Here is a 22,316-nt window from a genome sequence, read left to right as displayed (position 1 = left end):
AAGAGTCCTTCGACTGCGGGCCATCGCCCTTTAGGGGTTACGGGTGCTCCAGGCCCTCCTCCAGCTTCTGGCCCCGCAGCAGGAACCACGCAGCCACCGCCGTCGCGAACAGCACCGCGCTGCCCACGGCCGCCGCCGTCTGGAAGCCGTCAGTGAACGCATCCCGGGCTGCGGACAGCAGCGGGGTTGCCTGCTCCGGCGGGATCTTCGCCGCCGCCTCCACCGCGCCGCCCAGCGAGTCGTGGGACGCCTCCGAGACACCTGCCGGAAGCGCCTCCGGGACCGTGAAGCCCCGGTAGATGCCGGTGACCACCGAGCCCAGGAGCGCGATGCCAAGGGCCGCGCCGAGCTCGTACGCCGTCTCGGAGACCGCCGACGCCGCACCTGCCTGCTCCTTCGGCACGCTCGACAGGATGACGTCGGCGGTGACGGTGAAGGCGAGCCCCGCGCCCAGGCCGCCGACGAACAGCGCGAGCCCGAGCGCCACGACGCCGGTGTCGGCCGATATCGCCATACAGGCCGCCAGCGCCGCGCCGACCGCCGCCAGGCCGACCGCCACCGCGCTGCGCACGGAGGCCCGGCGTGCCACGTAACCCGCCGCGAGCCCCGCGCCCACCGCGCCCACCGCGGCGGGCAGTTCGATGAGTCCGGCCTCCAACGGCGAGCGCACCTGGACCAGTTGGAGGAACTGGGAGAGGAAGAAGACCAGGCCGGACAGGCCGAGGATGGTCAGCAGATCGGCCAGGACCGCGCCGGAGAAGCCCCGGTGGTGGAAGAGCCGCATGTCGAGCAGCGGCGATTCCAGGGTGAGCTGGCGGCGTACGAACCAGGCGAGCGCCAGCACGCCGACGACCGCCACCCCGAGGATGTCCCAGCGGAAGCCGTTGACCGCCGCCTCCTTCACCGCGTACACGATCGAGACCATGCCGACGAGCGAGAGCAGGACGCTGACCAGGTCCCACGGGCCCGGGTTGGGGTCGCGCGACTCGGGGAGGAGCTTGATGCCGACGAGGACGAGCACCGCCATCACCGGCAGGTTGATCAGGAAGACCGAGCCCCACCAGAAGTTCTCAAGGAGGAAGCCGCCGACGACCGGTCCGACAGCGGCGCCCGCCGAAGCCGCAGCGCCCCAGATGCCGACGGCGAGGCTGCGCTCCTTGGGGTCGTGGAAGATGTTGCGGATCAGCGCGAGGGTGGACGGCATGAGGGTCGCGCCCGCGACGCCGAGGAGCGCCCGCGCCGCGATCATCATCTCCGGGCTGGAGGCGTACGCGTTGAGCACCGAGACCGCGCCGAACGCCACGGCGCCGCAGAGCAGCAGCCGCTTGCGGCCGATGCGGTCGCCCAGGCTGCCCATGGAGACGAGCAGACCGGCGATGACGAACGAGTAGACGTCGCCGATCCACAGCAGCTGCGGGCCGGACGGCTTCAGGTCCTCGCTGAGGAACGGGGTGGCCAGGCCGAGGACGGTCGCATCCACCGCGACCAGGAGGACCGCCAGCACGAGCACGGCGAGCGCGAGCCAGCGGCCGGGATGTCGGGTGTCGTGGGCGGTCTCGGCCCGTCGGTCGGTGCTGGTCATTTCTCCACGCTCCGTCGCGCTCCGCCGAGCAGCAACTCGACGATCATGTACTGGAAGTCCTTGGCGGCGACCCGGCCGTCCTGCACGGCCCAGGCGCCGGTGCCGATCAGCCCGTACAGGGCCTCGGTGAGCCAGGCCGGGGTGAGGTCGATGCGGAACTCGCCCTGCTCCTGGCCGCGCCTGAAGAGCGCGGAGACGCGCGCGTCCAGGCGGGCCCAGCCCTCGTTCATCGCGTCGCCCTCGAAGAGCTGGTTCTCGGTGACCAGGAAGGCGAGCAGCCCGGCGCCGGGCTCCACCTCGGCGATCAGGCGCCGCAGCCCGTCGGCGGCGAGGCCCTCGTCGAGCCGGGCGGCGTCGAGGGCGGCCTCGAACTGCTCGATGCCACGGTTCTCCAGCGCCCTGACCAGCGCGTCGCGCCCGGCGAAGTGGCGGTGCAGGGTGGCCCGCCCGATGCCGGCGGCCCGGGCCACCTCGTCCATCGTGGCGGTCGATTTACGGGAGAGCAGGGCGGCTGCGGTACGCAGCACCTGCTCGCGATCCACGGTCATGAGACAACCATAGACCGAATGAGACGTCGATGTCTCATTCGAATTACTGTCGACTCATCAGCTGTTGCTCACTAGCCTGGCGTCGACCCGTCCCATCCACGAGAGGAAACAGCAATGGCCGTCGAACGCGTCGCAGGGCCCCTGACCGGCAACGAGCGCGAGACGCTGCGGGGGTTCCTCGACTTCCACCGCGCCACGCTCGCCATGAAGTGCGAGGGCCTGACCGACGACGAGCTGCGCAGCAGGTCGATGCCGCCGTCGACGCTCTCGCTGCTCGGTCTGGTGCGGCACATGGCGGAAGTGGAGCGCACCTGGTTCCGCAAGGTCGTGGCCGGCGAGGACATCCCGCTGGTCTACTCGGACGTGAACGACTACCAGGTGGCGTACGACGCGAGCAAGGCCACTCGGGAGGACGCCTTCGCGAAGTGGCAGGCCGAGGTCGAGGAGTCGCGCCGGATCGAGCGCGAGGCCGAATCGATGGACACGGTCGTCCACGCGGCCCGCTGGGGCGCCGATGTGTCACTGCGCCTCGTCATGATGCACGTAACCCTTGAGTACGCACGGCACAACGGCCACGCCGACTTCCTGCGGGAGGGGATCGACGGGGTGGTCGGGGCATAGCGAAAAGGGGCCCCGAGGGGCCCCTTACCGTATGGAACTCGCCGGATCAGCGCGCGAGTCGGCGGCGCCTGCGCACCAGCACGATCGGCAGCGCGCCCAGCAGGCCGAGCGCGGCGGGCGCCGCGGCCGCGGCGTGGCCGATGCCCGACTGGCCGAAGGTGCCCGGCACGCTCAGGGTGTTCAGCCGGTCGAGCGGCCAGGCGATCACCAGCGCGCGTCCGACCACCTTGTCGACCGGGACGGAACCGCCGCCGGGCTGGTCCTGGTGGTAGCGGGAGTCCGCCGAGTTCTGCCGGTGGTCGCCCATGACCCAGATGCGGCCCTTGGGCACGGTGATCTTGAACTGGCCGTCCTGGTCCGTGCTGCACGCGGTGTTCCCGGCGAAGACGTACGGCTCGTCGAGCGCCTTGCCGTTGACCTTCAGGGGGCCCGCGCCCTTGCACTCGACCGTGTCGCCGCCGACCGCCACGACCCGCTTGATCAGGTCCTTCTCCTCGGCGGACGGCATCAGCCCGACGAAGCTGAGCGCCTTCTGCACCGCGTTGGGCTGCGGGGTCGGCTCGCCCTGGAGCCAGTTGTTCGGGTCGTGGAAGACGACGACCTCGCCGCGCTCGGGCTCGGAGCCGAACCACGGCGTCAGCTTGTCCACCAGGACCCGGTCACCGCGCTGCAAGGTGTTCTGCATCGAGTCGGACGGGATCGAGAACGCCTGCACCAGGAACGTCTTGATCAGCAGCGCGAGGACGAGTGCGATACCGATGAGCAGCGGCAGTTCCTTCCAGAAGGAACGCTGCTTCTTGTCCTTGGCCTCGTCGGGTGCCGGGGATCCCTCGGACCCCATGGGCTCCTTGGGTTCCTGAAGGCCCTCGGGCCCCTCGAAACCCTGGGGCCGGCCGAGCCCTTCGGGTCCCTGGTGAGGCCGCTCGGCCTCGCCGTGTCCTTCTTGCGCGCCGACCGCCACGTCCCCCACGTCCACTCCCTCACCGCCGAAGGGACCATGGTCGCACGAAACGGGCGCCGCTGATCGACATGGCGGCGCACACCATCCGTACGGGGCACACGCGGCGCGTACACCCCGTACGGGCGGAATCAGCGCTTGGCCGTGGCCCAGGCGTGCTGGACGGCCAAGTCGGCCTCGACCTCGATGAGTTGCGCGACGACGGCCGAGGGGGCCGTGCCGCCGCGCCCGTTGCGGGACGCCAGCGCGCCGGGGACGTTCAGGACACTCCGGACGTCCGGCGTCAGATGCTCGGAGATCCCGGCGAACTGCTCGTCCGTCAGCTCGTCCAGCTCGATGCCCTGGGCCTCGCAGACCTTGACGCACTCCCCCGCGACCTCGTGCGCGACCCGGAACGGCACACCCTGCTTGACCAGCCACTCCGCGATGTCGGTGGCGAGCGAGAAGCCCGCCGGGGCCAGCTCCTCCATACGCTCGCGGTTGACCGTGAGCGTCGCCATCATGCCGGTGAAGGCGGGCAGCAGCACCTCCAGCTGGTCGCAGGAGTCGAAGACCGGCTCCTTGTCCTCCTGGAGGTCGCGGTTGTACGCGAGCGGCAGCGCCTTCAGGGTCGCCATCAGGCCCGTCAGATTGCCGATCAGGCGGCCCGACTTGCCGCGCGCCAGCTCCGCGATGTCCGGGTTCTTCTTCTGCGGCATGATCGAGGAGCCGGTGGAGAAGGCGTCGTGCAGGGTCACGAAGGAGAACTCCTTCGTGTTCCAGATGATGATCTCCTCCGCGATCCGCGAGAGGTTGACGCCGATCATCGCGGTGATGAAGGCGAACTCGGCGACGAAGTCGCGCGAGGCCGTGCCGTCGATGGAGTTGGCCGCGCTGCCGTGCTCGAAGCCGAGGTCCTTCGCCACCGCCTCCGGGTCCAGGCCGAGGGAGGAGCCCGCAAGGGCGCCCGAGCCGTACGGGGAGACCGCCGTGCGCTCGTCCCACTGCCGCAGCCGCTCGGCGTCCCGGGACAGGGACTGCACATGGGCGAGAACGTGGTGGGCGAAGAGGACCGGCTGGGCGTGCTGGAGGTGGGTGCGGCCGGGCATGGCGACGTCCGCGTGCGCCTTGGCGAGGCCGACGAGCGCGTCCTGGAGCTCGGCAATCAGGCCGCCGATGATCCGGGCGTGGTCGCGCAGATACATCCGGAAGAGCGTGGCCACCTGGTCGTTGCGGGACCGGCCGGCCCGCAGCTTGCCGCCGAGGTCGGGGCCTAGGCGCTCAAGAAGGCCGCGCTCCAGGGCGGTGTGCACGTCCTCGTCGGCGATGGTGCCGACGAAGGAGCCGTCGGCGACATCGGCTTCGAGCAGGTCCAGGCCCGCGATCATCCGCTGGAGCTCGTCGGCCGTGAGCAGGCCCGCCTTGTGGAGCACGCGCGCGTGGGCACGCGATCCGGCGATGTCGTACGGCGCGAGCCGCCAGTCGAAGTGGACCGACGCGGACAGCTTCGCCAGCGCCTCGGCGGGTCCGTCGGCGAACCGGCCGCCCCAGAGCCGGACGTCACCGTTGTTGCTGCTCACAGCTGCTGCTCCTCACAAGGCTGGATGTATCGGAGGGTGGATATGCCACCGCCTCCCCGCCGCGGAGGAACGGGGAGGCGGCACGTACAACGAGTCGTCGTTACGCGAGGTCGCGCCTGGCGGCGATCTTCGACGAGAGGCCGAAGATCTCGATGAAGCCCTGCGCCTTGGACTGGTCGAAGGTGTCGCCCGAGTCGTAGGTGGCGAGGTTGAAGTCGTACAGCGACTCCTCGGACTTCCGGCCGGTGACCACGGCGCGGCCGCCGTGCAGGGTCATCCGGATGTCACCGGTGACGTGCTGGTTGGCCTCGTTGATGAAGCCGTCCAGGGCGCGCTTGAGCGGGGAGAACCACAGGCCGTCGTAGACCATCTCGCCCCAGCGCTGCTCGACCTGCCGCTTGTAGCGGGCCAGTTCGCGCTCGACGGTGACGTTCTCCAGCTCCTGGTGGGCGGTGATCAGCGCGATCGCGCCCGGCGCCTCGTACACCTCACGGGACTTGATGCCGACGAGCCGGTCCTCGACCATGTCGATCCGGCCGATGCCCTGGGCACCCGCCCGCAGGTTCAGCTGCTGGATCGCCTGGAGCACCGTGACGGGCTTGCCGTCGATGGCGACCGGGACGCCCTCCTTGAAGGAGATGACGACCTCGTCGGCCTCGCGCGGCTCGGCCGGGTTCGAGGTGTACTCGTAGATGTCCTCGATCGGCGCGTTCCAGATGTCCTCCAGGAAGCCGGTCTCGACGGCCCGCCCGAAGACGTTCTGGTCGATCGAGTACGGCGACTTCTTGGTGGTGGCGATGGGGAGGTTCTTCGCCTCGCAGAAGGCGATCGCCTTGTCCCGGGTCATCGCGTAGTCACGGACCGGGGCGATGCACTTCAGGTCCGGCCCTAGCGCCGCGATACCGGCCTCGAAACGCACCTGGTCGTTGCCCTTGCCGGTGCAGCCGTGGGCCACGATGCCGGCGTTGTGCTTCTTGGCGGCGGCCACCAGGTGCTTGACGATGGTCGGCCGCGACAGGGCCGAGACCAGCGGGTAGCGGTCCATGTAGAGGGCGTTGGCCTTGATCGCCGGGAGGCAGTACTCGTCGGCGAACTCGTCCTTCGCGTCCGCGACCTCGGCCTCGACGGCACCGCAGGCGAGCGCGCGCTTGCGGATGACGTCCAGGTCCTCGCCGCCCTGGCCGACGTCCACGGCAACGGCGATGACCTCGGCGCCCGTCTCCTCGGCGATCCAGCCGATGGCGACGGAGGTGTCCAGACCGCCCGAGTAGGCGAGTACGACGCGCTCGGTCACGGGTTTCTCCTTACGGTGCATTCGGTGATGGGTATAACTATGCAGTCGACCGTATGTTTTGTCAATGTGGGAGGAGGGAGTGGTTCCGGAAGGGATCCGGGGCAGCGGAAATGCCGGTCGGACGGACCACCGGGCCACGCGGCCGGGGTAACGCTTCGGCCCCCTGAGAGGACGTCAGCGGGCGGGCCGCGTACGGTCTCCGCCATGATGCGTACCGCTCTCGCGCTGAGCGCTGCCCTGCTCGCGCTCGCGACCCCGGCCGCCACGGCCGACTCCGCCCACCCGTTCCCCTCCACTCACCTGCCCCACCGCATGGCGGACACCGGCGGCGGCACCCAGCTGATCACCGCCGAGGCCGCGTCCCCGGGCTCCACCACGGGCCGGGTGACCTGGTGGACCAAGCGCGGCCCGCTGTGGGTGCTGTCGGGCTGGACCGAGGCGCGGTTCGGCGCGAACGGGCTGGTCGAGGGCGGTTCCCGTAAGCAGGGCACCAGCACGACGCCGACCGGTCTGTACGACCTGCCGTACGCGTTCGGCACCGAGTCCGCGCCCTACGGGACCCGCTACAGCTACCGCCACGCCACGGACAAGTCCTGGTGGTGCGAGGACAACGCCTCCAAGGCGTACAACCGCTGGGTGGAGGGCCTGCCGGGCGACTGCCGCGCGAGCGAGTCGGAGCGGATCACGGCGTTCGCTCAGCAGTACTCGCACGCCCTGGTGATCGGCTTCAACTACGACCAGCCGGTGCGGGGCCGTGGCGCGGGGATCTTCCTGCACGTCAACGGCCGCGGTTCGACGGCCGGTTGCGTATCGGTCCCGCCGTACGCGATGGAACGCATCCTCGCCTGGGCGGACCCGGCCAAGCACCCCCACATCGCGATCGGCACGGCGTCGGGACCGACGGCGATCACGCGGTACTAGACGCTCCGCTGGAAGCGGGGAATTTCGGCTGCGGACCGTGCGTGGCTGGTCGCGCAGTTCCCCGCGCCCCTAAAAACAGGGAAGGGGCGAGCGCCGGATTTCCGTGCGCCCGCCCCTTCCCCGTCGACCTACCTGTCGTTCTGTGCCAGCCGCAGCAGATGGTCCGCCAGGGCCTGGCCGCCGCTCGGGTCGCGGCTGATCAGCATCAGGGTGTCGTCACCCGCGATCGTGCCCAGGATGTCGTGGAGTTCTGCCTGGTCGATGGCCGAGGCGAGGAACTGGGCCGCGCCCGGGGGCGTACGCAGGACCACCAGGTTGGCCGAGGCCTCCGCGGAGATCAGGAGCTCCGCGGAGAGCCGGCGCATCCGCTCCTCCTTGGCCGACTCGCCGAGCGGCGCCTTGGGAGTGCGGAAGCCGCCCTCGCTGGGCACCGCGTAGATCAGCTCGCCGCCGGTGTTGCGGATCTTCACCGCGCCCAGCTCGTCGAGGTCGCGGGAGAGCGTCGCCTGGGTGACGCTCAGCCCGTCGTCCGCGAGCAGCTTGGCCAGCTGGCTCTGGGACCGCACCGGCTGCCGGTTGAGGATGTCCACGATCCGGCGGTGGCGGGCGGTGCGGGTCTGCGGTACGGCGGGGCCGCCCGGCTCGAAGTCCTGCGCCTCGTCGGTCATCGTCGTCTCATTCTCCGGATCGTTCGTCCCCGTTGGTCACCGCGTCGAGGATGCCGGGCAGCGCCCGGAGGAACGCGTCCACCTCCGCGTCACCGATGATCAGCGGCGGCATGAGCCGTACGACATCGGGGGCGGGCGCGTTGACCAGGAAGCCTGCATCCTGAGCCGCCTGCTGCACCTGGGCAGCCACGGGCTCGGTGAGCACGATACCCAGCAGCAGGCCCGCACCACGGACATGGGAGACCAACGGGTGCGCCAGCGCCTCGATTCCGCCGCTCAGCCGCTCGCCGCCGCGGCGCACTCCGGCGAGGAATCCGTCGGCCGCCAGCGTGTCCAGGACGGCGAGTCCGGCCGCGCACGCCACCGGGTTCCCGCCGAACGTCGTGCCGTGCTGGCCGGGCTTGAGCAGCTCGGCGGCCCGGCCGAAGGCGACGGTCGCGCCGATGGGCAGCCCGCCGCCCAGGCCCTTGGCCAGGGTGACGAGATCGGGCTCGACGCCCTCGTGGCGCTGGTACTCGAACCACGCGCCGGTCCGCCCGATGCCGGTCTGCACCTCGTCGAGGACGAGCAGCGTGCCGGTCGCCGCGGTGATCTCCCTGGCGGCCCGCAGATAGCCCTCGGGGGGCACCACGACGCCGTTCTCGCCCTGGATGGGCTCGATGATCACCAGCGCGGTCTCCTCGGTCACCGCGGCCCGCAGCGCCTCGGCGTCCCCGTACGGCACATGCGTGACATCGCCGGGCAGTGGCTTGAACGGTTCCTGCTTCTTCGGCTGGCCGGTCAGCGCGAGCGCGCCCATGGTCCGGCCGTGGAAGCCGCCGTGGGTGGCGACCATGTGGGTACGCCCGGTCAGCCGCCCGATCTTGAACGCGCCCTCGTTGGCCTCGGCGCCCGAGTTGCAGAAGTAGACCCGGCCCGGCCGCCCGAAGAGCTCGATCAGCCGCTCGGCGAGCGCCACCGGCGGCTCCGAGATGAACAGGTTGGAGACATGGCCGAGCGAGGCGATCTGCCGCGACACGGCCTCGACGACGGCCGGGTGGGCGTGGCCGAGCGCGTTCACCGCGATGCCGCCGACGAAGTCGGTGTACGCGGTGCCGTCCGCGTCCCAGACGGTGGCGCCCTCGCCGCGTACGAGCGCGAGCTTCGGCGTGCCGTAGTTGTCCGCCATCACCTGCTGCCAGCGCTGTGCGAGGCCGCTCATGATTCCCCCTGTCCGTCCGGCACGACCATCGTGCCGATGCCGTCGTTGGTGAAGATCTCCAGAAGGATGGAGTGCTGGACCCGGCCGTCGATCACGCGCGCGGTGGTGACGCCGTTGCGCACCGCGAACAGACAGCCCTCCATCTTCGGCACCATCCCGCTGGAGAGGTCGGGCAGCAGCCGTTCCAGCTGGCTGGCGGTGAGCCTGCTGATGACCTCGTCGCTGTGCGGCCAGTCCTCGTACAGCCCCTCGACGTCGGTCAGGACCATCAGGGTCTCGGCGCCCAGCGCAGCCGCAAGTGCCGCAGCCGCCGTATCAGCATTGACGTTGTAGACATGTCCGTCGTCCTGGGAGCGGGCGATCGAGGAGATGACCGGGATCCGGCCGTCCGCGAGCAGCGCCTCGATGGCGCCGGTGTCGATCGCGGTGATCTGCCCGACCCGGCCGATGTCGACGAGCTCGCCGTCGATCTCGGGCCGGTGCTGGGTGGCGGTTATCGTGTGCGCGTCCTCGCCGGTCATACCGACGGCGAGCGGGCCGTGCTGGTTGAGCAGTCCGACGAGCTCGCGCTGGACCTGCCCGGCGAGCACCATCCGTACGACGTCCATCGCCTCGGGGGTCGTGACCCGCAGCCCGGCCTTGAACTCGCTGACCAGGCCGTGCTTGTCGAGCTGGGCGCTGATCTGGGGGCCGCCGCCGTGCACCACTACGGGCTTGAGGCCGGCGTGCCGCAGGAAGACGACGTCCTGGGCGAAGGCTGCCTTCAGCTCCTCGTCGACCATGGCGTTGCCGCCGAACTTGATGACGACGGTCTTGCCGTGGTGCCGGGTCAGCCAGGGCAGCGCCTCGATGAGGATCTGCGCCTTCGGGAGCGCGGTGTGCTTACGAGTGCTCATGAGCTGTACGCGCTGTTCTCGTGGACGTAGTCGGCGGTCAGGTCGTTGGACCAGATGACGACGGGCCCGGCGGATCCGGCGGCGAGGTCGGCGGTGATCTTGATCTCCCGGTAGCGCATGTCGACGAGGTCGCGGTCGTCGCCGACCGAGCCGTTCCTGCAGACCCAGACGCCGTTGATGGCGACGTTCAGCTTGTCCGGGGCGAAGGCGGCCTTCGTGGTGCCGATGGCGGACAGGACCCGGCCCCAGTTGGGGTCCTCACCGTGCAGGGCGCACTTGAGGAGGTTGTTCCGGGCGATGGAACGGCCGACCTCGACGGCGTCCTCCTCGCTGGCCGCGTTGACGACCTCGATCCGGATGTCCTTGCTGGCGCCCTCGGCGTCGCCGATGAGCTGCCGGGCGAGGTCGTCGCAGACCGTGCGTACGGCCTCGGCGAACTCCCCGTATTCCGGGGCGACTTCGGAGGCTCCCGAGGCGAGCAGCAGCACCGTGTCGTTGGTGGACATGCAGCCGTCGGAGTCGACCCGGTCGAAGGTGGTCCGGGTGGCGTCGCGCAGGGCGCGGTCCAGGACCGGCGCGTCCAGGTCGGCGTCGGTGGTGACGACGACGAGCATGGTGGCGAGACCGGGAGCGAGCATTCCGGCACCCTTGGCCATGCCGCCGACGGTCCAGCCGTCTTCGTGGGCGACGACGGACGTCTTGTGCACGGTGTCGGTGGTCTTGATGGCGATGGCGGCCTTCTCGCCGCCGTGGGGGGAGAGTTCGGCCGCGGCCTTCTCGATGCCGGGCAGGAGCCTGTCCATCGGCAGCAGTACGCCGATGAGTCCGGTCGAGGCGACCGCGACCTCCCCGGCACTGTGCCCCTCCAGCACCTCGGCGGCCTTCTCGGCGGTGGCGTGGGTGTCCTGGAAGCCCTTGGGGCCCGTACAGGCGTTGGCGCCACCGGAGTTGAGGACGACGGCGGAGACCTCGCCGCCCTTGAGGACCTGCTCGGACCACAGGACGGGGGCGGCCTTGACGCGGTTGGAGGTGAAGACGCCCGCGGCGGCGCGGCGCGGCCCGGTGTTGACCACGAGGGCCAGGTCCGGGTTGCCGTTCTCCTTGATCCCGGCGGCGATGCCCGCCGCCGTGAACCCCTTGGCTGCCGTCACGCTCACGGCGCAACTCCGATCGTGGTCAGGCCCGTGGTCTCGTCGAGCCCTAGGGCGATGTTCATGCTCTGCACCGCGGCGCCCGCGGTGCCCTTGGTGAGGTTGTCGATGGCGCTCACCACGACGATCCGGTGCGCGCTCTCGTCGTACGCGACCTGGATGTGCACGGCGTTGGAGCCGTATACGGAGGCGGTGGCGGGCCACTGCCCCTCGGGGAGCAGATGGACGAACGGCTCGTCCGCGTACGCCTTCTGGTACGCCGCCCGTACGGACTCCCCGGTGACCCCCGGCTTCGCCTTGGCGGAGCAGGTGGCGAGGATGCCGCGGGGCATGGGGGCGAGGGTCGGCGTGAACGAGACGGTGACGCGCTCCCCGGCGGCGGCGCTCAGGTTCTGGATCATCTCGGGCGTGTGGCGGTGCCCGCCGCCGACGCCGTACGGGGACATCGACCCCATCACCTCGCTGCCGAGCAGATGCGCCTTGGGCGCCTTGCCCGCGCCGGAGGTGCCGGAGGCCGCGACGATCACCGCCTCGGGCTCGGCGAGGCCGCTCTCGTACGCGGGGAAGAGGGCGAGCGAGACGGCGGTGGGGTAGCAGCCGGGCACCGCGATACGCCGGGCACCGGCGAGCGCGGCCCGCCCGCCGGGCAGCTCGGGCAGCCCGTACGGCCAGGTCCCCGCGTGCGCGGACCCGTAGAACTTCTCCCACTCCCCCGCGTCCTTCAGCCGGAAGTCGGCGCCCATGTCGACGACGAGCACGTCGTCGCCCAGCCGCTCGGCGACGGCGGCGGACTGCCCGTGGGGCAGGGCCAGGAAGACGACGTCGTGGCCGCGCGCGAGCACGTCGGGGTCGGTCGGCTCCAGGACGCGTCCGGCGAGCGGCAGCAGATGCGGCTGCACCGCGCCGAGCCGCTGCCCGGCGTTGGAGTGCCCGGTCAGGGCGCCGATCTCGACGTCGGGGTGCCCGACGAGCAGCCGCAACAGCTCCCCACCCGCATACCCACTAGCCCCGGCCACTGCCGCCCGTACCGCCATCGAAGCCTCCTCGTCGATGGCATGACTATACGGGTCTATGCAGTTTTATGCAAAGGTCATCGCGAGGACCGGCGCACAGCCGGGACGCGGACAGGCTCGGGTGCGGGGCGATGGCCTTGGCCACTAACGACACGACCCGCGCCACCGAAGGGGCGCGGGTCGTGTCGGGGTTCTGGAGGCTACTCAGCCGTTCTTGGCCGCGCGCTCCGCGTTCCGCTTCTTGATGCGGACCGTCTCCGCGCGCACCTCCGACTGGGTGGCGCGCTCCTTCTGGAGCCACTCGGGGCTCTCCTGCTTGAGGGCCTCGATCTGGTCGGTGGTGAGGGGCTCGGTGACCCCGCCCCGGGCCAGGCCCGCGATGGAGATGCCGAGCTTCTCCGCGACCACCGGGCGGGGGTGCGGGCCGGTGCGGCGCAGCTCCTGGAGCCACTGGGGCGGGTCGGCCTGGAGCGCACTCAGCTCGTTGCGCGAGACGACACCCTCCTGGAACTCCGCGGGGGTGGCTTCGAGGTACACACCCAGCTTCTTCGCCGCGGTGGCGGGCTTCATCGTCTGGGTGGTCTTGTGCGACGTCATGGTGTCAAGGGTAGCGAGCGTGTGCGATGCCGCCGACCACGACCGGTAACCTGGCGGAGTGACAGGCTCCCAGGTTCCCCCCTCTTTCCGGCTCGCCTACGTCCCTGGCGTGACGCCGACGAAGTGGGTGCGCATCTGGAACGAGCGGCTGCCCGACATCCCGCTGACCCTGGTCGCCGTGCCCGCGGCCGAGGCGTTCGAGCTGCTGCGCGGCGGCGGCGCCGACGCCGGTTTCGTCCGGCTGCCGGTCGACCGTACGGACCTGAGCGCGATCCCCCTCTACACCGAGACGACCGTCGTGGTGATCCCCAAGGACCACGCGATGGCCGCCGTCGAGGAGGTCCCGGCCGAGGAGCTGGCCGACGAGGTCGTGCTGCATCCGCTCGACGACACCCTCGACTGGGAGCGTCCGCCGGGGCAGCCCGCGTTCGAGCGCCCGGCCACCACGGCGGACGCCGTGGAGCTGGTGGCGGCGGGCATCGGGCTCCTCGTGGTGCCGCAGTCGCTCGCCCGGCTGCACCACCGCAAGGACCTCACGTACCGGACGATCACGGGCACCCCGGAGTCGCGTATCGCCCTGTCGTGGCCCGAGGACAAGACCACCGACCTGGTGGAGGACTTCATCGGGATCGTCCGGGGGCGGACCGTCAACAGCTCCCGGGGCCGCAAGCCCGCCCCGGAGCAGTCCAAGGCGAAGCCCCCGGCCAAGCGCAAGCCCGCGCCGGGGAAGTCCGGCGGCAAGCCCGTCGGCAAGAAGCCCGCGAAGGGCGCCAAGGGCGCAAAGCCCGGCAAGCCCCGCGGACGCCGGTAGTCCCCCTCAGTACCCCGTCGGCCGCACCAGCCCCGTCTCGTACGCGAAAACCGCCGCCTGCGTCCGGTCCCGCAGGTTCAGTTTCACCAGCATCCGGCTGACATGCGTCTTCACCGTCTGCTCCGCCACCAGCAGCCGCGCCGCGATCTCCGCGTTGGACAGGCCCTGGGCGATCAGGGACAGGACCTCCGTCTCGCGTTCGGTCAGGGCGCCGACGCGGTCCTTGAGCGGGGCGCGGGGGCCTGCCGTCGTCCGGGAGAACTCGGCTATCAGGCGCTTGGTGATGTTCGGGGCGAGTAGCGCGTCCCCGGCCGCCACCACCCGTACCGCCTGGGCGAGTTCGGCGGCCGAGGCGTCCTTGAGGAGGAAGCCGGAGGCGCCCGCGCGAAGCGCGTCGTACACGTACTCGTCCAGGTCGAACGTCGTCAGGATCAGCACCTTGACCGAGGATTCGGCGGTCACCCGGCCGGTCGCCTCGATGCCGCCGACGCCGGGCATGCGGATGTCCATCAGGACGACGTCCGGGGCGAGTTCGGCGACCTTGGCCACCGCGTCGAGGCCGTCGACGGCCTGGCCGACGACCTCGATGTCGGGCTCGGCGTTGAGCAGTACCGTGAAGCCCTGACGGACCATCATCTGGTCGTCGGCGATCAGGACGCGGATGGTCATGCGTGACCCTTCAGGGGAAGCGCGGCGGTGACTTCGTAACCGCCGTCGGGGGTGGCGCCGGCGGCCAGTTCGCCCCCCAGCATGGCAGTGCGCTCGCGCATGCCGAGCAGCCCGTGCCCGGCTCCCGGTGAGGGCGCGACCGGCCGGTCGGGTGCGGTGTTGGCGACCCGGACCACCAACTCGGCGCTCTGGTGGGCGAGTTCGACCCGTACGGCCGAGCCGGGCGCGTGCCGCATCGCGTTGCTCAGCGCCTCCTGGACGATACGGAACGCGGACAGCTCGACGCCGGGCGAGAGCGGCCGGGGTGTGCCGGTGCGGTCGACGGTGACGGTGAGCCCGGCGCCCCGGACGTTGGCCACCAGCTCGTCGAGCCGGTCGAGGGAGGGCTGCGGGGCGTGGGGAGCGCCCTCGGGATCCTCGGAGCGGAGCACGCCGAGTACGCGGCGCAGTTCGGTCAGTGCCTCGACGGCGTTCTGCCGTATGCCGGCCAGGTTCTCCTTCAGCTCGTCGGAGGGGTTCTCGACGAGGTGCGGGGCGACCTGGGCCTGGATGGAGATGACCGACATGTGGTGGGCGACGACGTCGTGGAGCTCGCGGGCGATCCGGTTGCGCTCCTCCAGGAGGGTGCGCCGGGCGCGTTCCTCGGCGGTCACCTCCTCCTGGACGACCAGCTCCTTGCGGGCCACCCGGCGGCCGCGCAGGGCCGCGCCGAGCAGGGTGGCGGCGGCCAGGACGCCGACCGCGAGGCCGAAGTCGATGTTGTACTGCGCGGTGAAGGCGAGGGCGACGAGCCCGGTGGCCGAGCTGATCAGGAGCGCCGACACGGCGGCCCGGGGCCGGACCCGCAGGGCGAGCAGGAAGAGCACCATGGCCTGCATCGCGACACCGGCCGACGTCCACGGGTAGTCCGGGCCGGGGCCGAAGAGCGGGCCGAGCGACCCCGAGGGAACCGGCGGCACGGGGCGCCCGGTGGGATCCCACGGGCCCCCGGGCTGCGGCGTCGGCATGATGATCCGCCCGTCCGCCGCCCGCGCCGCGAACAGCATGACCGCGGTCACCGCCCACCAGGCGGGCACCGGGCGGTACAGCGCGGCGACGACCGCGACCGCTTGGACGCCCCCGAGCAGGATGCCGAGGTTCAGACCGAGGTTGTAGCCGATGTCGTACTGACGGACGTCGAAGACCATCGTCGTGGCCGCGAAGACGACGAGGACCATCAGCGACACCGGCCGCCAGACCGGATACCCCGGCTCGCCCACCCGTGGCACCGGGTCGGACTTCATCCGCCACAGGTCCTCGCGCAGGGCCTCCGGCACCCCGCGCAGCGCGGCCGCGATCCGCCGCCCCGTCACCCTCCCCGTAAGGTCCACAAGATCAACCCTAGGCACTGTGCACCGCCTTCATCCGCGCAGGGTGACCTTCGCGGACCACGACGGTACGGCTGCCGCGCCTGCTGTGCTCGTACGTGTGGAACGCCGCCCAGCACACCATGAGCGCGGCCGCGAACACCGGCAGCCAGGCGAGGCGGGCCAGCACCCAGCCGGTGCCGTCGGGCACGGTGTGCAGACCGGGCAGCACACCGCCCGCGAACAGGGCGGTCGCGGTGACCGCCATCATCGCGGTCTGGTGCCAGAGGAAGATCGTCATGGCGTTGAGGTTGACCAGCGCCACCGCCGCCCACAGCGCCGGGCGGCGCAGCAGCTTACGCAGCGGTCCGCGCACCAGGAGCGCGAGGCCGCACTGGGCGAGGCCGAAGGTGACGGCGGCGAGGGTGGGCGGGTTGAGGTTGGAGATCGGGGCGCCGGGGACGCCGACCATCGACGCGGGGTAGCCCGCGAACAGGACGAGCAGCACGGTGGTGGCCGCGCCCCCGATGAGCAGCACCCAGCCGGTCGTCCGGCTGGTCAGTCCGCCCCGCGCCCAGGCGGCGCCCAGGCAGTACGGGACCAGCCAGCCGGCCGCCACGTTGATCCAGCCGGTCCAGGCGGCGCCGCCGTAGCCGAAGCGGTAGAGGTCGACGTAGAGGACGACCGCGAGCGGCCACAGCGGGTGCACCTTGGCGACCAGCGGGGTCGCCGCCGTCAGGGCTGTGAAGACCAGCAGGAACCAGAGCGGCGAGAGCACCAGTTTGACCAGGGTGTGCACGGTGTCGATGCCGACGCCGCCGATGAGCATCGCGCCGACCACCACCGACCACACCGCGAGGACGGCCGCGACGGGACGGAAGAACCTGGTGAGGCGGGCGCCCAGCCACCGCCGATACGTCGTGCCCCGGGCCCGGGCGCAGGCGTAGCTCTGCGCGCCCATCTGCCCGCCGACCAGGAAGAAGACGGCGAGGGTCTGGAACACCCAGGAGACCGGGATGAATTGGGGCAGATGTTGCAGCGGGCTCGCGGCGCGGACCGTGCCGCTGTCGGCGACCAGCGCGGTCACCAGCCAGTGGCCGAGGACCACACCGAGGATGGCGAGCGCGCGCAGGGCGTCGACCGCGCGGTCGCGGTCGGGCGGGGTGGCGGCGTCGATCCGCCGGACGAAGTCACGCATGGCTCTCCTTGGTGGGACGCTCGCCGGAGGCGATCAGGGCGATGTTGCGCAGGGATGTGGAGCCGGGTCTCAGGTAGTCGCTGTGGCCGCCGGGGCCCGCGTCGAAGACGTGGGCCCCGAAGTCCTTCGACACCGGGTCGGCGCCGAACCCGACGGTGGTGAACAGGAGCGGGAGGCGCAGATGGGGTACGTCGGCGATCCAGTCGCCGCTCCCCCGCCCCGCCCAGACGGCCGCTTTCGTGTGCAGATGGCCGACGTCGGGGACGCCGGTGCCCGGGCTGCCGTACAGGACGACGGCGGCGACCGGCAGGTCCGGGGCGGCCCGGGCGCAGACGACCGTGCCGTAGGAGTGGCAGAGCAGCGAGATCCGGGCGGAGGGTTTCGCGGCCACCAACTGCCGTACGAACTCCCGGAGTCGGGGGGCCGCGCTGTCGGCGCGGCCGGATGTCAGCGCCTCGGGGCTGAACGTGGCCGGGGTCGCGTAACCGAGCCAGGCGACGACGGCGGCCCGCCCGCCCATCTGCCGCTGGAGCGCCTCGGCTCCCGCCCGCAGCCGCCCGTACGTGTCGAGGCTGGTGTCCGAGCCCGGCACCAGGACCGCGACGCGGTCGGCGTGCGCGAGGTCGCCGAACACCTCGGCGGTGCGGCCGCCGTCACGTCCGTCGAAGGCGAGGAAGTGCCGGTCCGGCGCCTCCATCACGTGCAGCTCGGCGGCGCGCTTGCGGTCGCCGTGGTCCTCGGCCATCCGCTCGGCCGCCTCGATGCCCGCGCGGTTGACGGCGTAGCGCGCGTCGAGCGCGGCGGGGGTCGCGGCCGTCAGCGGGACGCGGGCGGCGGCGACGGGCGCCGGGGCCGGTACGGCGGCGGGACGCGCCACGCCCGACAGCGGCACCGCGACCGACGCGACGACGAGCGCGGCGAGCAGGGTGCGGGTCGGGCGGCTGCGGCCGCTGAGGCGGAACGCCATGGAGGCTGGTCCTTCCGTACCGGGTGTCCTGGTGTCTTCCGGTACCGAAGCTATGGATCACGTGCCGTCGCCCGCGTCCCGCCTGGGAGGGCATCTGCCGTGTAGCTCTCAGGTACTACGGGTTGCGGGTGGGACCCAACGGCCGTCCTGGGGTGGTGACATGCTGCGTCGTGAGACGACGGAGGGATGCCCATGGGCGAGAACAAGCGGCGCATGCTGGCCGGTGAGTGGTACCTGCCGGACGACCCCGATCTGCAACGGGACACCGAGCGGCGGGTGCGGCTGTGCGCCGCGTACAACGCGGCGGCTGCGGCCGCGCCCGGCGAGCGGTACAAGTTGCTCGCCGAGCTGCTTGGCTCGGTGGACGAGTCCGTACGTGTCCGGGCGCCGTTCCACTGCGACTTCGGGTACAACATCAGCATCGGGGCGGGGACGTTCGTGAACTTCGGGGCGGTGTTTCTCGATACGGGGCGGATCACGGTCGGCGCGGATGTTCAGATCGGCCCCAACGTCCAACTCCTCACGCCCAGCCATGAGTTGGATGCGGCTCGGCGGCGGGCCGGGTGGGAACGGGCTTCGCCGGTGACAATCGGGGACAACGTGTGGCTCGGGGGTGGGGTGATTGTCTGTCCCGGGGTGACTATCGGGGCGAACACTGTTGTGGGGGCCGGGTCCGTGGTCACCCGGGATCTGCCTGGGGGTGTGCTGGCTGTGGGGAACCCGGCGAGGGTTGTGCGGGAGTTGAGCTGAACGCGGTTTGTCTGCGGACCGTGGAGGGCTGGTCGCGCAGTTCCCCGCGCCCCTGAAAACCCGGGGCGCAGCCACTTCGCCAGCCGAGGGGCGCAACCAGGTGCGCACAGCCGCTCCTTGGCTGAGCGGGCCTGTGGGGATTCGACACGGTCCGGAGCAACTCAAGGGGCGCGGGGAACTGCGCGGCCAGCCCCCACGGTCCGCAGCCGAATCAACGCGCCCTACGAACCCGCCAGGCTCGGCAGGCTCAGATGCCAGCGACGGGCGCCGCCCGTCAAAGTGACGGTGGACAGGGGGCGGACCTCGACGTTCCAGTACGCGGACGGCGGCGCCTTCAGGGCGTACACCAGCGCCGCCCGTACGACCGCCGGTTCCGCGACCGCCACCATCGAGCCGTCCGACGCGGGCCGCGTATCCAGCCAGCCTCCTATCCGGGCGATGAAGGTGAACAACGGCTCGCCGCCGTGCGGGGCCGAGCGCGGGTCCGCGAGCCAGGCGTCGACCGCGGCCGGGTCATGGGCCGCGACCTCGGCCAGGGTGTGGCCGCGCCAGCGGCCCATGTCGCAGTCGCGCAGCGCGGGCTGCGCCATGGGGGCGTACCCCAGGGCCTCGCCGGTGGCCCGGCTGCGGGCGGTCGGCGAGCAGTAGCGCAGTTCGGCCGCGCCGAGCGGGACCAGGGCGGGCGCGGCGAGGCGCACCTCGTCCCAGCCGGACCCGTCGAGCGGGCGGTCGTCGTCGAAGCGCTCGGCCAGCAGCGCCGAGCTGCGTGCGGCCGTGACCAGCGTGAGCCGGACAGTCATGGCCGAGATCGTGCGACCAGACGGGCCGATGGGTCAAGGGGTTGCGGGAGGTGGAGGTGTTGCGGCAGGTCAGGGCGTTGTCGTCGCTCTCGTCTCCCCGTATGCCGTGCGCAGCCTTCGTACTCCCTCCGCGATCTCCGATCGGCCCGCTACTCCCGCGAAGCTCAGGCGGAGGTGGGGGGCGGGGGGTTCGGCGCTGAAGTAGGGGCGGCCGGGGGCCACGGCCACGCCTGCGCGGAGGGCCGCGGCCGTAAGGGCGGACTCGGGGGTGCCGTCGGGCAGGCGGAGCCAGACGTGGTAGCCGCCGAACGGGAGGTGCGGCAGGTCCACCTCGGGCAGGTGCTCGGCCAGTGCCGCCGCCATGGCCTGGCGGCGGGCCGCCAGTTCGGCCGAGACGGAGCGCAGATGGCGGGGCCAGGCCGGGGAGCCGACCAGTTCCAGGGCCGCCTCCTGGAGCGGGCGCGGCACGAAGAAGCTGTCGACGACCTGGATCGCGCGCAGCCGTTCCAGGACCGGGCCGCGCGCGGCGAGCGCGCCGACGCGCAGACTCGGCGAGGTCGCCTTGGTGAGCGAGCAGACATGGACGACCACGCCGTCCGGGTCGTCGGCGGCCAGCGGCGCGGGCAGCGGCCCGGCGTCCGCGTGGACGAGCCGTCGCGCGAAGTCGTCCTCGACCACGAACGCCCCGAACTCCCGCGCGATGCCGAGCACTTCGGCCCGCCGCGCCGGGGAGAGCACCGCACCCGTCGGGTTCTGGAAGAGCGGCTGGCAGACCAGTACGCGGGCCCCGGTGGCCCGGAACGCGGCCGCGAGCAGATCGGGCCGCATCCCGTCGGTGTCCACCGGCACCGGCACCGGCCGCAGCCCCGAGGCGCGGGCGACCGCCAGCATGCCGGGGTAGGTGGGCGACTCCACCAGTACGGCCGCACCCGGCGGCGCGAGCGCGCGCAGCGCGGTGGTGAGCGCGGACTGGCCGCCGGCGCAGATCAGCACCTCGGCCGCGGTGACCGCACCGCCGATCTCCCGCGCGAACCAGGCCCGCAGCTCGGTCAGGCCGTCGACCGGCGGCCGCCCCCACGCACCCGGGCGGCGCCCGGCCCGGGCCAGGGCGGCGGCCATCGCGCGCTCGGGTTGCAGCCCGGGGGCGAGGTAGCCGCCGTTGAACTCGATCACGCCGGTCGACGGGGCCGCGAGCGTGACCAGGACCCCGGCGGCGTCGACCGCGCGCGGCACCAGCTCGGTGGCGCCCTCGGCGCTGAGCGCGACTTCCTGCCAGGAGGTGTCGCCGGGGCGGGACGTACGTTCGCGGGGCTCGGCGCGGAAGACTCCGGCGCCGGGCCGGGTGACGACCAGGCCCTCGGCGGCGAGCTGCGCCAGCGCCCGCGAGACGGTCACCGGGGAGACCCGGTACCGCTCGACGAGCGCCCGGCTCGACGGCAGCTTTCCACCTACGGAGTAGCGGTCGAGCTCATCTTTGAGGGATTTCGCCAGTTCGGCCACACTGCTACGCTCTTGCATGACAGCACAGGATAGCGCTACCGCCCCAACCTCGATAGCAGTTGCCGACCACCCGGCAGACCGTTCGCCCGCCCCGGCCACCTCCCGTAACGGCTCGCTGCTCGCCGGGCTCGGTGTCGTCACCTTCTCGCTGACCTTCCCCGCCACCGCATGGGGTCTGGAGAGCTTCGGGCCGTGGTCGCTCGTGACCGTCCGCTGTCTGCTCGCCGGACTGCTCGCGGGCACGTTCTTGCTGGTGGGACGGGTGTCACTGCCCGAGCGCAGGCACTGGGCCGGGCTCGCCGTGGTCGCCGCCGGAGTGGTCGTCGGCTTCCCGCTGCTCACCACGCTGGCCCTGCAGACCTCGACGACCTCGCACGCGGCCGTAGTCGTTGGCCTGCTGCCGCTGACCACGGCCGCGCTCTCCGCCGTGCGCACCAAGCGGCGCCCGTCCCGCGCGTTCTGGGCGGCCGCGCTCGCCGGGGCCGGGGTCGTGGTCGCCTTCACGATCGGGCAGAGCGGTGGCGCCCTGTCCACCGGCGACCTCTACCTCTTCGGCGCGCTGCTCATCTGCGCGGCCGGATACACCGAGGGCGGCCGACTGGCCCGGCTGATGCCGGGGTGGCAGGTGATCGGCTGGGCGCTGATCCTCACGCTGCCGCTCGCCGCCGTGGGCGCGGCCTTCGCGCTCGCCGCCGAGCCCGTCCACCTCACCGCGCACGGCGTGGCCGGGGTCCTGTGGGTCGCGGCCGGGTCGCAGTTCTTCGGCCTGTACGTCTGGTACCGGGGCATGGCCGCCATCGGTGTCCCCCGGGCGAGCCAGCTCCAGCTGGCGCAGCCGCTGCTGACCCTTGTCTGGGCGGTCCTGCTGCTCGGCGAGCACCTCTCCCCCGCCGCACCACTGGCCGCCGCCGGGGTCCTGGTCTGCATCGCGGTCACCCAGCGCGCGGCCGCGTGAGACCCGTACGAAACCGGCCAACACAGGCCCCGGACAGCCCCCGGATGGCTCTGCACAACGGGCTCAACTCGGGCCCTCGCCCTTAGAATGAGGACATGCGAGCGAGTGTGGGCGACCGGCTGCTGGTCCACGGCAGGACCGTCGGACAGCACGACCGGAGCGCGGAAGTGATCGAGGTACTGGGCCCCGAGGGGACACCGCCCTACCGGGTGCGCTTCGAGGACGGGCACGAGACGCTGATGTCCCCGGGCCCCGACACCGTCGTACGCCACCTGACGAACGAGGAGTAGCGGCCCCGGAGCCGGGGACGG

The 22,316-nt window shown here is 71.8% G+C and carries 23 protein-coding genes; 6 read left to right on the top strand and 17 right to left on the bottom strand.

Annotation, left to right across the window (positions count from 1 at the left end):
• Positions 1-37 precede the first annotated feature (37 nt).
• Positions 38-1,582 (bottom strand): MFS transporter, encoded by a 1,545-nt coding sequence (locus tag ACT1U9_RS26160; RefSeq protein ID WP_444535089.1) that lies wholly within the window; start codon positions 1,580-1,582, stop codon positions 38-40.
• The gene (locus tag ACT1U9_RS26155) at positions 1,579-2,130 is read right to left on the bottom strand and encodes a TetR/AcrR family transcriptional regulator (RefSeq protein WP_444535088.1); all 552 of its coding nucleotides are present in this window, start codon (positions 2,128-2,130) and stop codon (positions 1,579-1,581) included. Before ACT1U9_RS26155 ends, ACT1U9_RS26160 begins: the two co-directional genes overlap by 4 nt.
• Positions 2,131-2,244: 114 nt before the next feature.
• On the opposite strand from ACT1U9_RS26155, the gene ACT1U9_RS26150 reads away from it, so the two are divergent.
• Entirely contained in the window at positions 2,245-2,751 is a 507-nt protein-coding gene (locus ACT1U9_RS26150) for a DinB family protein (protein WP_444535087.1), read from the top strand.
• A gap of 46 nt (positions 2,752-2,797) precedes the next feature.
• Here ACT1U9_RS26150 and lepB read toward each other — a convergent pair whose 3' ends face one another.
• The 3 genes from lepB to ACT1U9_RS26135 form a co-directional block, all read right to left on the bottom strand.
• Positions 2,798-3,721, bottom strand: a complete 924-nt coding sequence (gene lepB, locus ACT1U9_RS26145) for a signal peptidase I (RefSeq protein ID WP_444535086.1) — start codon at positions 3,719-3,721, stop codon at positions 2,798-2,800.
• Positions 3,722-3,840: 119 nt separating this feature from the next.
• Entirely contained in the window at positions 3,841-5,268 is a 1,428-nt protein-coding gene (gene argH / locus ACT1U9_RS26140; RefSeq protein ID WP_444535085.1) for an argininosuccinate lyase, read from the bottom strand.
• Between the two features lie 100 nt (positions 5,269-5,368).
• Complete coding sequence (locus ACT1U9_RS26135; RefSeq protein ID WP_444535084.1) at positions 5,369-6,562, bottom strand: argininosuccinate synthase; 1,194 nt, start codon at positions 6,560-6,562, stop codon at positions 5,369-5,371.
• A 207-nt stretch (positions 6,563-6,769) separates the two neighbouring features.
• On the opposite strand from ACT1U9_RS26135, the gene ACT1U9_RS26130 reads away from it, so the two are divergent.
• Positions 6,770-7,483 (top strand): L,D-transpeptidase family protein, encoded by a 714-nt coding sequence (locus tag ACT1U9_RS26130; RefSeq protein ID WP_444539249.1) that lies wholly within the window; start codon positions 6,770-6,772, stop codon positions 7,481-7,483.
• 128 nt (positions 7,484-7,611) lie between these two features.
• Here the strand turns inward: ACT1U9_RS26130 and ACT1U9_RS26125 are convergent, their stop codons facing one another.
• The 6 genes from ACT1U9_RS26125 to ACT1U9_RS26100 all read right to left on the bottom strand — a co-directional run bounded on the left by ACT1U9_RS26125 (position 7,612) and on the right by ACT1U9_RS26100 (position 13,009).
• Positions 7,612-8,151, bottom strand: a complete 540-nt coding sequence (locus ACT1U9_RS26125; protein ID WP_188271588.1) for an arginine repressor — start codon at positions 8,149-8,151, stop codon at positions 7,612-7,614.
• Between the two features lie 7 nt (positions 8,152-8,158).
• Complete coding sequence (locus tag ACT1U9_RS26120; protein ID WP_444535083.1) at positions 8,159-9,352, bottom strand: acetylornithine transaminase; 1,194 nt, start codon at positions 9,350-9,352, stop codon at positions 8,159-8,161.
• On the bottom strand, positions 9,349-10,248 hold the full coding sequence (gene argB / locus ACT1U9_RS26115) for an acetylglutamate kinase (protein WP_444535082.1): 900 nt from the start codon (positions 10,246-10,248) through the stop codon (positions 9,349-9,351). Before argB ends, ACT1U9_RS26120 begins: the two co-directional genes overlap by 4 nt.
• A complete protein-coding gene (gene argJ, locus ACT1U9_RS26110; RefSeq protein ID WP_444535081.1) occupies positions 10,245-11,405 on the bottom strand; it encodes a bifunctional glutamate N-acetyltransferase/amino-acid acetyltransferase ArgJ in 1,161 nt (386 codons plus the stop codon). Before argJ ends, argB begins: the two co-directional genes overlap by 4 nt.
• A complete protein-coding gene (argC, locus tag ACT1U9_RS26105) occupies positions 11,402-12,433 on the bottom strand; it encodes an N-acetyl-gamma-glutamyl-phosphate reductase (protein ID WP_444535080.1) in 1,032 nt (343 codons plus the stop codon). Before argC ends, argJ begins: the two co-directional genes overlap by 4 nt.
• 183 nt (positions 12,434-12,616) lie before the next feature.
• Positions 12,617-13,009: a DUF5997 family protein gene (locus tag ACT1U9_RS26100; protein WP_444535079.1), complete on the bottom strand. Its 393-nt coding sequence runs from the start codon at positions 13,007-13,009 to the stop codon at positions 12,617-12,619.
• Positions 13,010-13,067: 58 nt separating this feature from the next.
• On the opposite strand from ACT1U9_RS26100, the gene ACT1U9_RS26095 reads away from it, so the two are divergent.
• Complete coding sequence (locus ACT1U9_RS26095) at positions 13,068-13,820, top strand: LysR substrate-binding domain-containing protein (RefSeq protein ID WP_444535078.1); 753 nt, start codon at positions 13,068-13,070, stop codon at positions 13,818-13,820.
• Positions 13,821-13,826: 6 nt separating this feature from the next.
• Here ACT1U9_RS26095 and ACT1U9_RS26090 read toward each other — a convergent pair whose 3' ends face one another.
• From ACT1U9_RS26090 to ACT1U9_RS26075, 4 genes are read right to left on the bottom strand one after another with little or no spacing between them, the layout of a single operon-like run.
• The gene (locus tag ACT1U9_RS26090; RefSeq protein ID WP_444535077.1) at positions 13,827-14,489 is read right to left on the bottom strand and encodes a response regulator; all 663 of its coding nucleotides are present in this window, start codon (positions 14,487-14,489) and stop codon (positions 13,827-13,829) included.
• A complete protein-coding gene (locus tag ACT1U9_RS26085) occupies positions 14,486-15,859 on the bottom strand; it encodes a sensor histidine kinase (protein ID WP_444535076.1) in 1,374 nt (457 codons plus the stop codon). Before ACT1U9_RS26085 ends, ACT1U9_RS26090 begins: the two co-directional genes overlap by 4 nt.
• A 10-nt stretch (positions 15,860-15,869) precedes the next feature.
• On the bottom strand, positions 15,870-17,033 hold the full coding sequence (locus ACT1U9_RS26080) for an acyltransferase family protein (protein ID WP_444535075.1): 1,164 nt from the start codon (positions 17,031-17,033) through the stop codon (positions 15,870-15,872).
• Positions 17,026-18,000 (bottom strand): alpha/beta hydrolase, encoded by a 975-nt coding sequence (locus tag ACT1U9_RS26075; RefSeq protein ID WP_444535074.1) that lies wholly within the window; start codon positions 17,998-18,000, stop codon positions 17,026-17,028. The genes ACT1U9_RS26080 and ACT1U9_RS26075 overlap by 8 nt, the downstream gene beginning before the upstream one ends.
• A gap of 192 nt (positions 18,001-18,192) precedes the next feature.
• On the opposite strand from ACT1U9_RS26075, the gene ACT1U9_RS26070 reads away from it, so the two are divergent.
• Positions 18,193-18,750, top strand: coding sequence for a sugar O-acetyltransferase (locus tag ACT1U9_RS26070; protein ID WP_444535073.1), 558 nt, complete (start codon positions 18,193-18,195; stop codon positions 18,748-18,750).
• 221 nt (positions 18,751-18,971) lie between these two features.
• Here ACT1U9_RS26070 and ACT1U9_RS26065 read toward each other — a convergent pair whose 3' ends face one another.
• Complete coding sequence (locus ACT1U9_RS26065) at positions 18,972-19,550, bottom strand: histidine phosphatase family protein (RefSeq protein ID WP_444535072.1); 579 nt, start codon at positions 19,548-19,550, stop codon at positions 18,972-18,974.
• A gap of 69 nt (positions 19,551-19,619) precedes the next feature.
• Positions 19,620-21,068 carry an aminotransferase-like domain-containing protein gene (locus ACT1U9_RS26060; RefSeq protein WP_444535071.1) on the bottom strand — a complete coding sequence of 483 codons (1,449 nt, stop codon included), beginning with the start codon at positions 21,066-21,068 and terminating at the stop codon, positions 19,620-19,622.
• On the opposite strand from ACT1U9_RS26060, the gene ACT1U9_RS26055 reads away from it, so the two are divergent.
• Both ACT1U9_RS26055 and ACT1U9_RS26050 read left to right on the top strand, forming a co-directional pair.
• Complete coding sequence (locus tag ACT1U9_RS26055; protein ID WP_444535070.1) at positions 21,067-22,005, top strand: DMT family transporter; 939 nt, start codon at positions 21,067-21,069, stop codon at positions 22,003-22,005. The genes ACT1U9_RS26060 and ACT1U9_RS26055 overlap by 2 nt on opposite strands.
• Before the next feature lie 95 nt (positions 22,006-22,100).
• Positions 22,101-22,295 carry a DUF1918 domain-containing protein gene (locus ACT1U9_RS26050; protein ID WP_444535069.1) on the top strand — a complete coding sequence of 65 codons (195 nt, stop codon included), beginning with the start codon at positions 22,101-22,103 and terminating at the stop codon, positions 22,293-22,295.
• The last annotated feature ends 21 nt before the right edge of the window (positions 22,296-22,316 follow it).

This window comes from Streptomyces sp. BR1 (assembly GCF_052373795.1).
GTDB lineage: Bacteria > Actinomycetota > Actinomycetes > Streptomycetales > Streptomycetaceae > Streptomyces.
This window is presented reverse-complemented; position numbering and strand designations above follow the sequence as displayed.

What these genes read in the sequence shown, in the direction of transcription:
- ACT1U9_RS26055 (WP_444535070.1), top strand. Translation starts at nt 21,067, where the DNA reads ATGACAGCACAGGATAGCGCTACCGCCCCAACCTCGATAGCAGTTGCC.
- ACT1U9_RS26155 (WP_444535088.1), bottom strand. Translation starts at nt 2,130, where the DNA reads ATGACCGTGGATCGCGAGCAGGTGCTGCGTACCGCAGCCGCCCTGCTC.
- ACT1U9_RS26050 (WP_444535069.1), top strand. Translation starts at nt 22,101, where the DNA reads ATGCGAGCGAGTGTGGGCGACCGGCTGCTGGTCCACGGCAGGACCGTC.
- ACT1U9_RS26125 (WP_188271588.1), bottom strand. Translation starts at nt 8,151, where the DNA reads ATGACCGACGAGGCGCAGGACTTCGAGCCGGGCGGCCCCGCCGTACCG.
- ACT1U9_RS26080 (WP_444535075.1), bottom strand. Translation starts at nt 17,033, where the DNA reads ATGCGTGACTTCGTCCGGCGGATCGACGCCGCCACCCCGCCCGACCGC.
- ACT1U9_RS26065 (WP_444535072.1), bottom strand. Translation starts at nt 19,550, where the DNA reads ATGACTGTCCGGCTCACGCTGGTCACGGCCGCACGCAGCTCGGCGCTG.
- ACT1U9_RS26160 (WP_444535089.1), bottom strand. Translation starts at nt 1,582, where the DNA reads ATGACCAGCACCGACCGACGGGCCGAGACCGCCCACGACACCCGACAT.
- ACT1U9_RS26075 (WP_444535074.1), bottom strand. Translation starts at nt 18,000, where the DNA reads ATGGCGTTCCGCCTCAGCGGCCGCAGCCGCCCGACCCGCACCCTGCTC.
- argB (WP_444535082.1), bottom strand. Translation starts at nt 10,248, where the DNA reads ATGAGCACTCGTAAGCACACCGCGCTCCCGAAGGCGCAGATCCTCATC.
- argC (WP_444535080.1), bottom strand. Translation starts at nt 12,433, where the DNA reads ATGGCGGTACGGGCGGCAGTGGCCGGGGCTAGTGGGTATGCGGGTGGG.
- ACT1U9_RS26100 (WP_444535079.1), bottom strand. Translation starts at nt 13,009, where the DNA reads ATGACGTCGCACAAGACCACCCAGACGATGAAGCCCGCCACCGCGGCG.
- ACT1U9_RS26070 (WP_444535073.1), top strand. Translation starts at nt 18,193, where the DNA reads ATGGGCGAGAACAAGCGGCGCATGCTGGCCGGTGAGTGGTACCTGCCG.
- ACT1U9_RS26130 (WP_444539249.1), top strand. Translation starts at nt 6,770, where the DNA reads ATGCGTACCGCTCTCGCGCTGAGCGCTGCCCTGCTCGCGCTCGCGACC.
- ACT1U9_RS26060 (WP_444535071.1), bottom strand. Translation starts at nt 21,068, where the DNA reads ATGCAAGAGCGTAGCAGTGTGGCCGAACTGGCGAAATCCCTCAAAGAT.
- ACT1U9_RS26150 (WP_444535087.1), top strand. Translation starts at nt 2,245, where the DNA reads ATGGCCGTCGAACGCGTCGCAGGGCCCCTGACCGGCAACGAGCGCGAG.
- ACT1U9_RS26090 (WP_444535077.1), bottom strand. Translation starts at nt 14,489, where the DNA reads ATGACCATCCGCGTCCTGATCGCCGACGACCAGATGATGGTCCGTCAG.
- ACT1U9_RS26120 (WP_444535083.1), bottom strand. Translation starts at nt 9,352, where the DNA reads ATGAGCGGCCTCGCACAGCGCTGGCAGCAGGTGATGGCGGACAACTAC.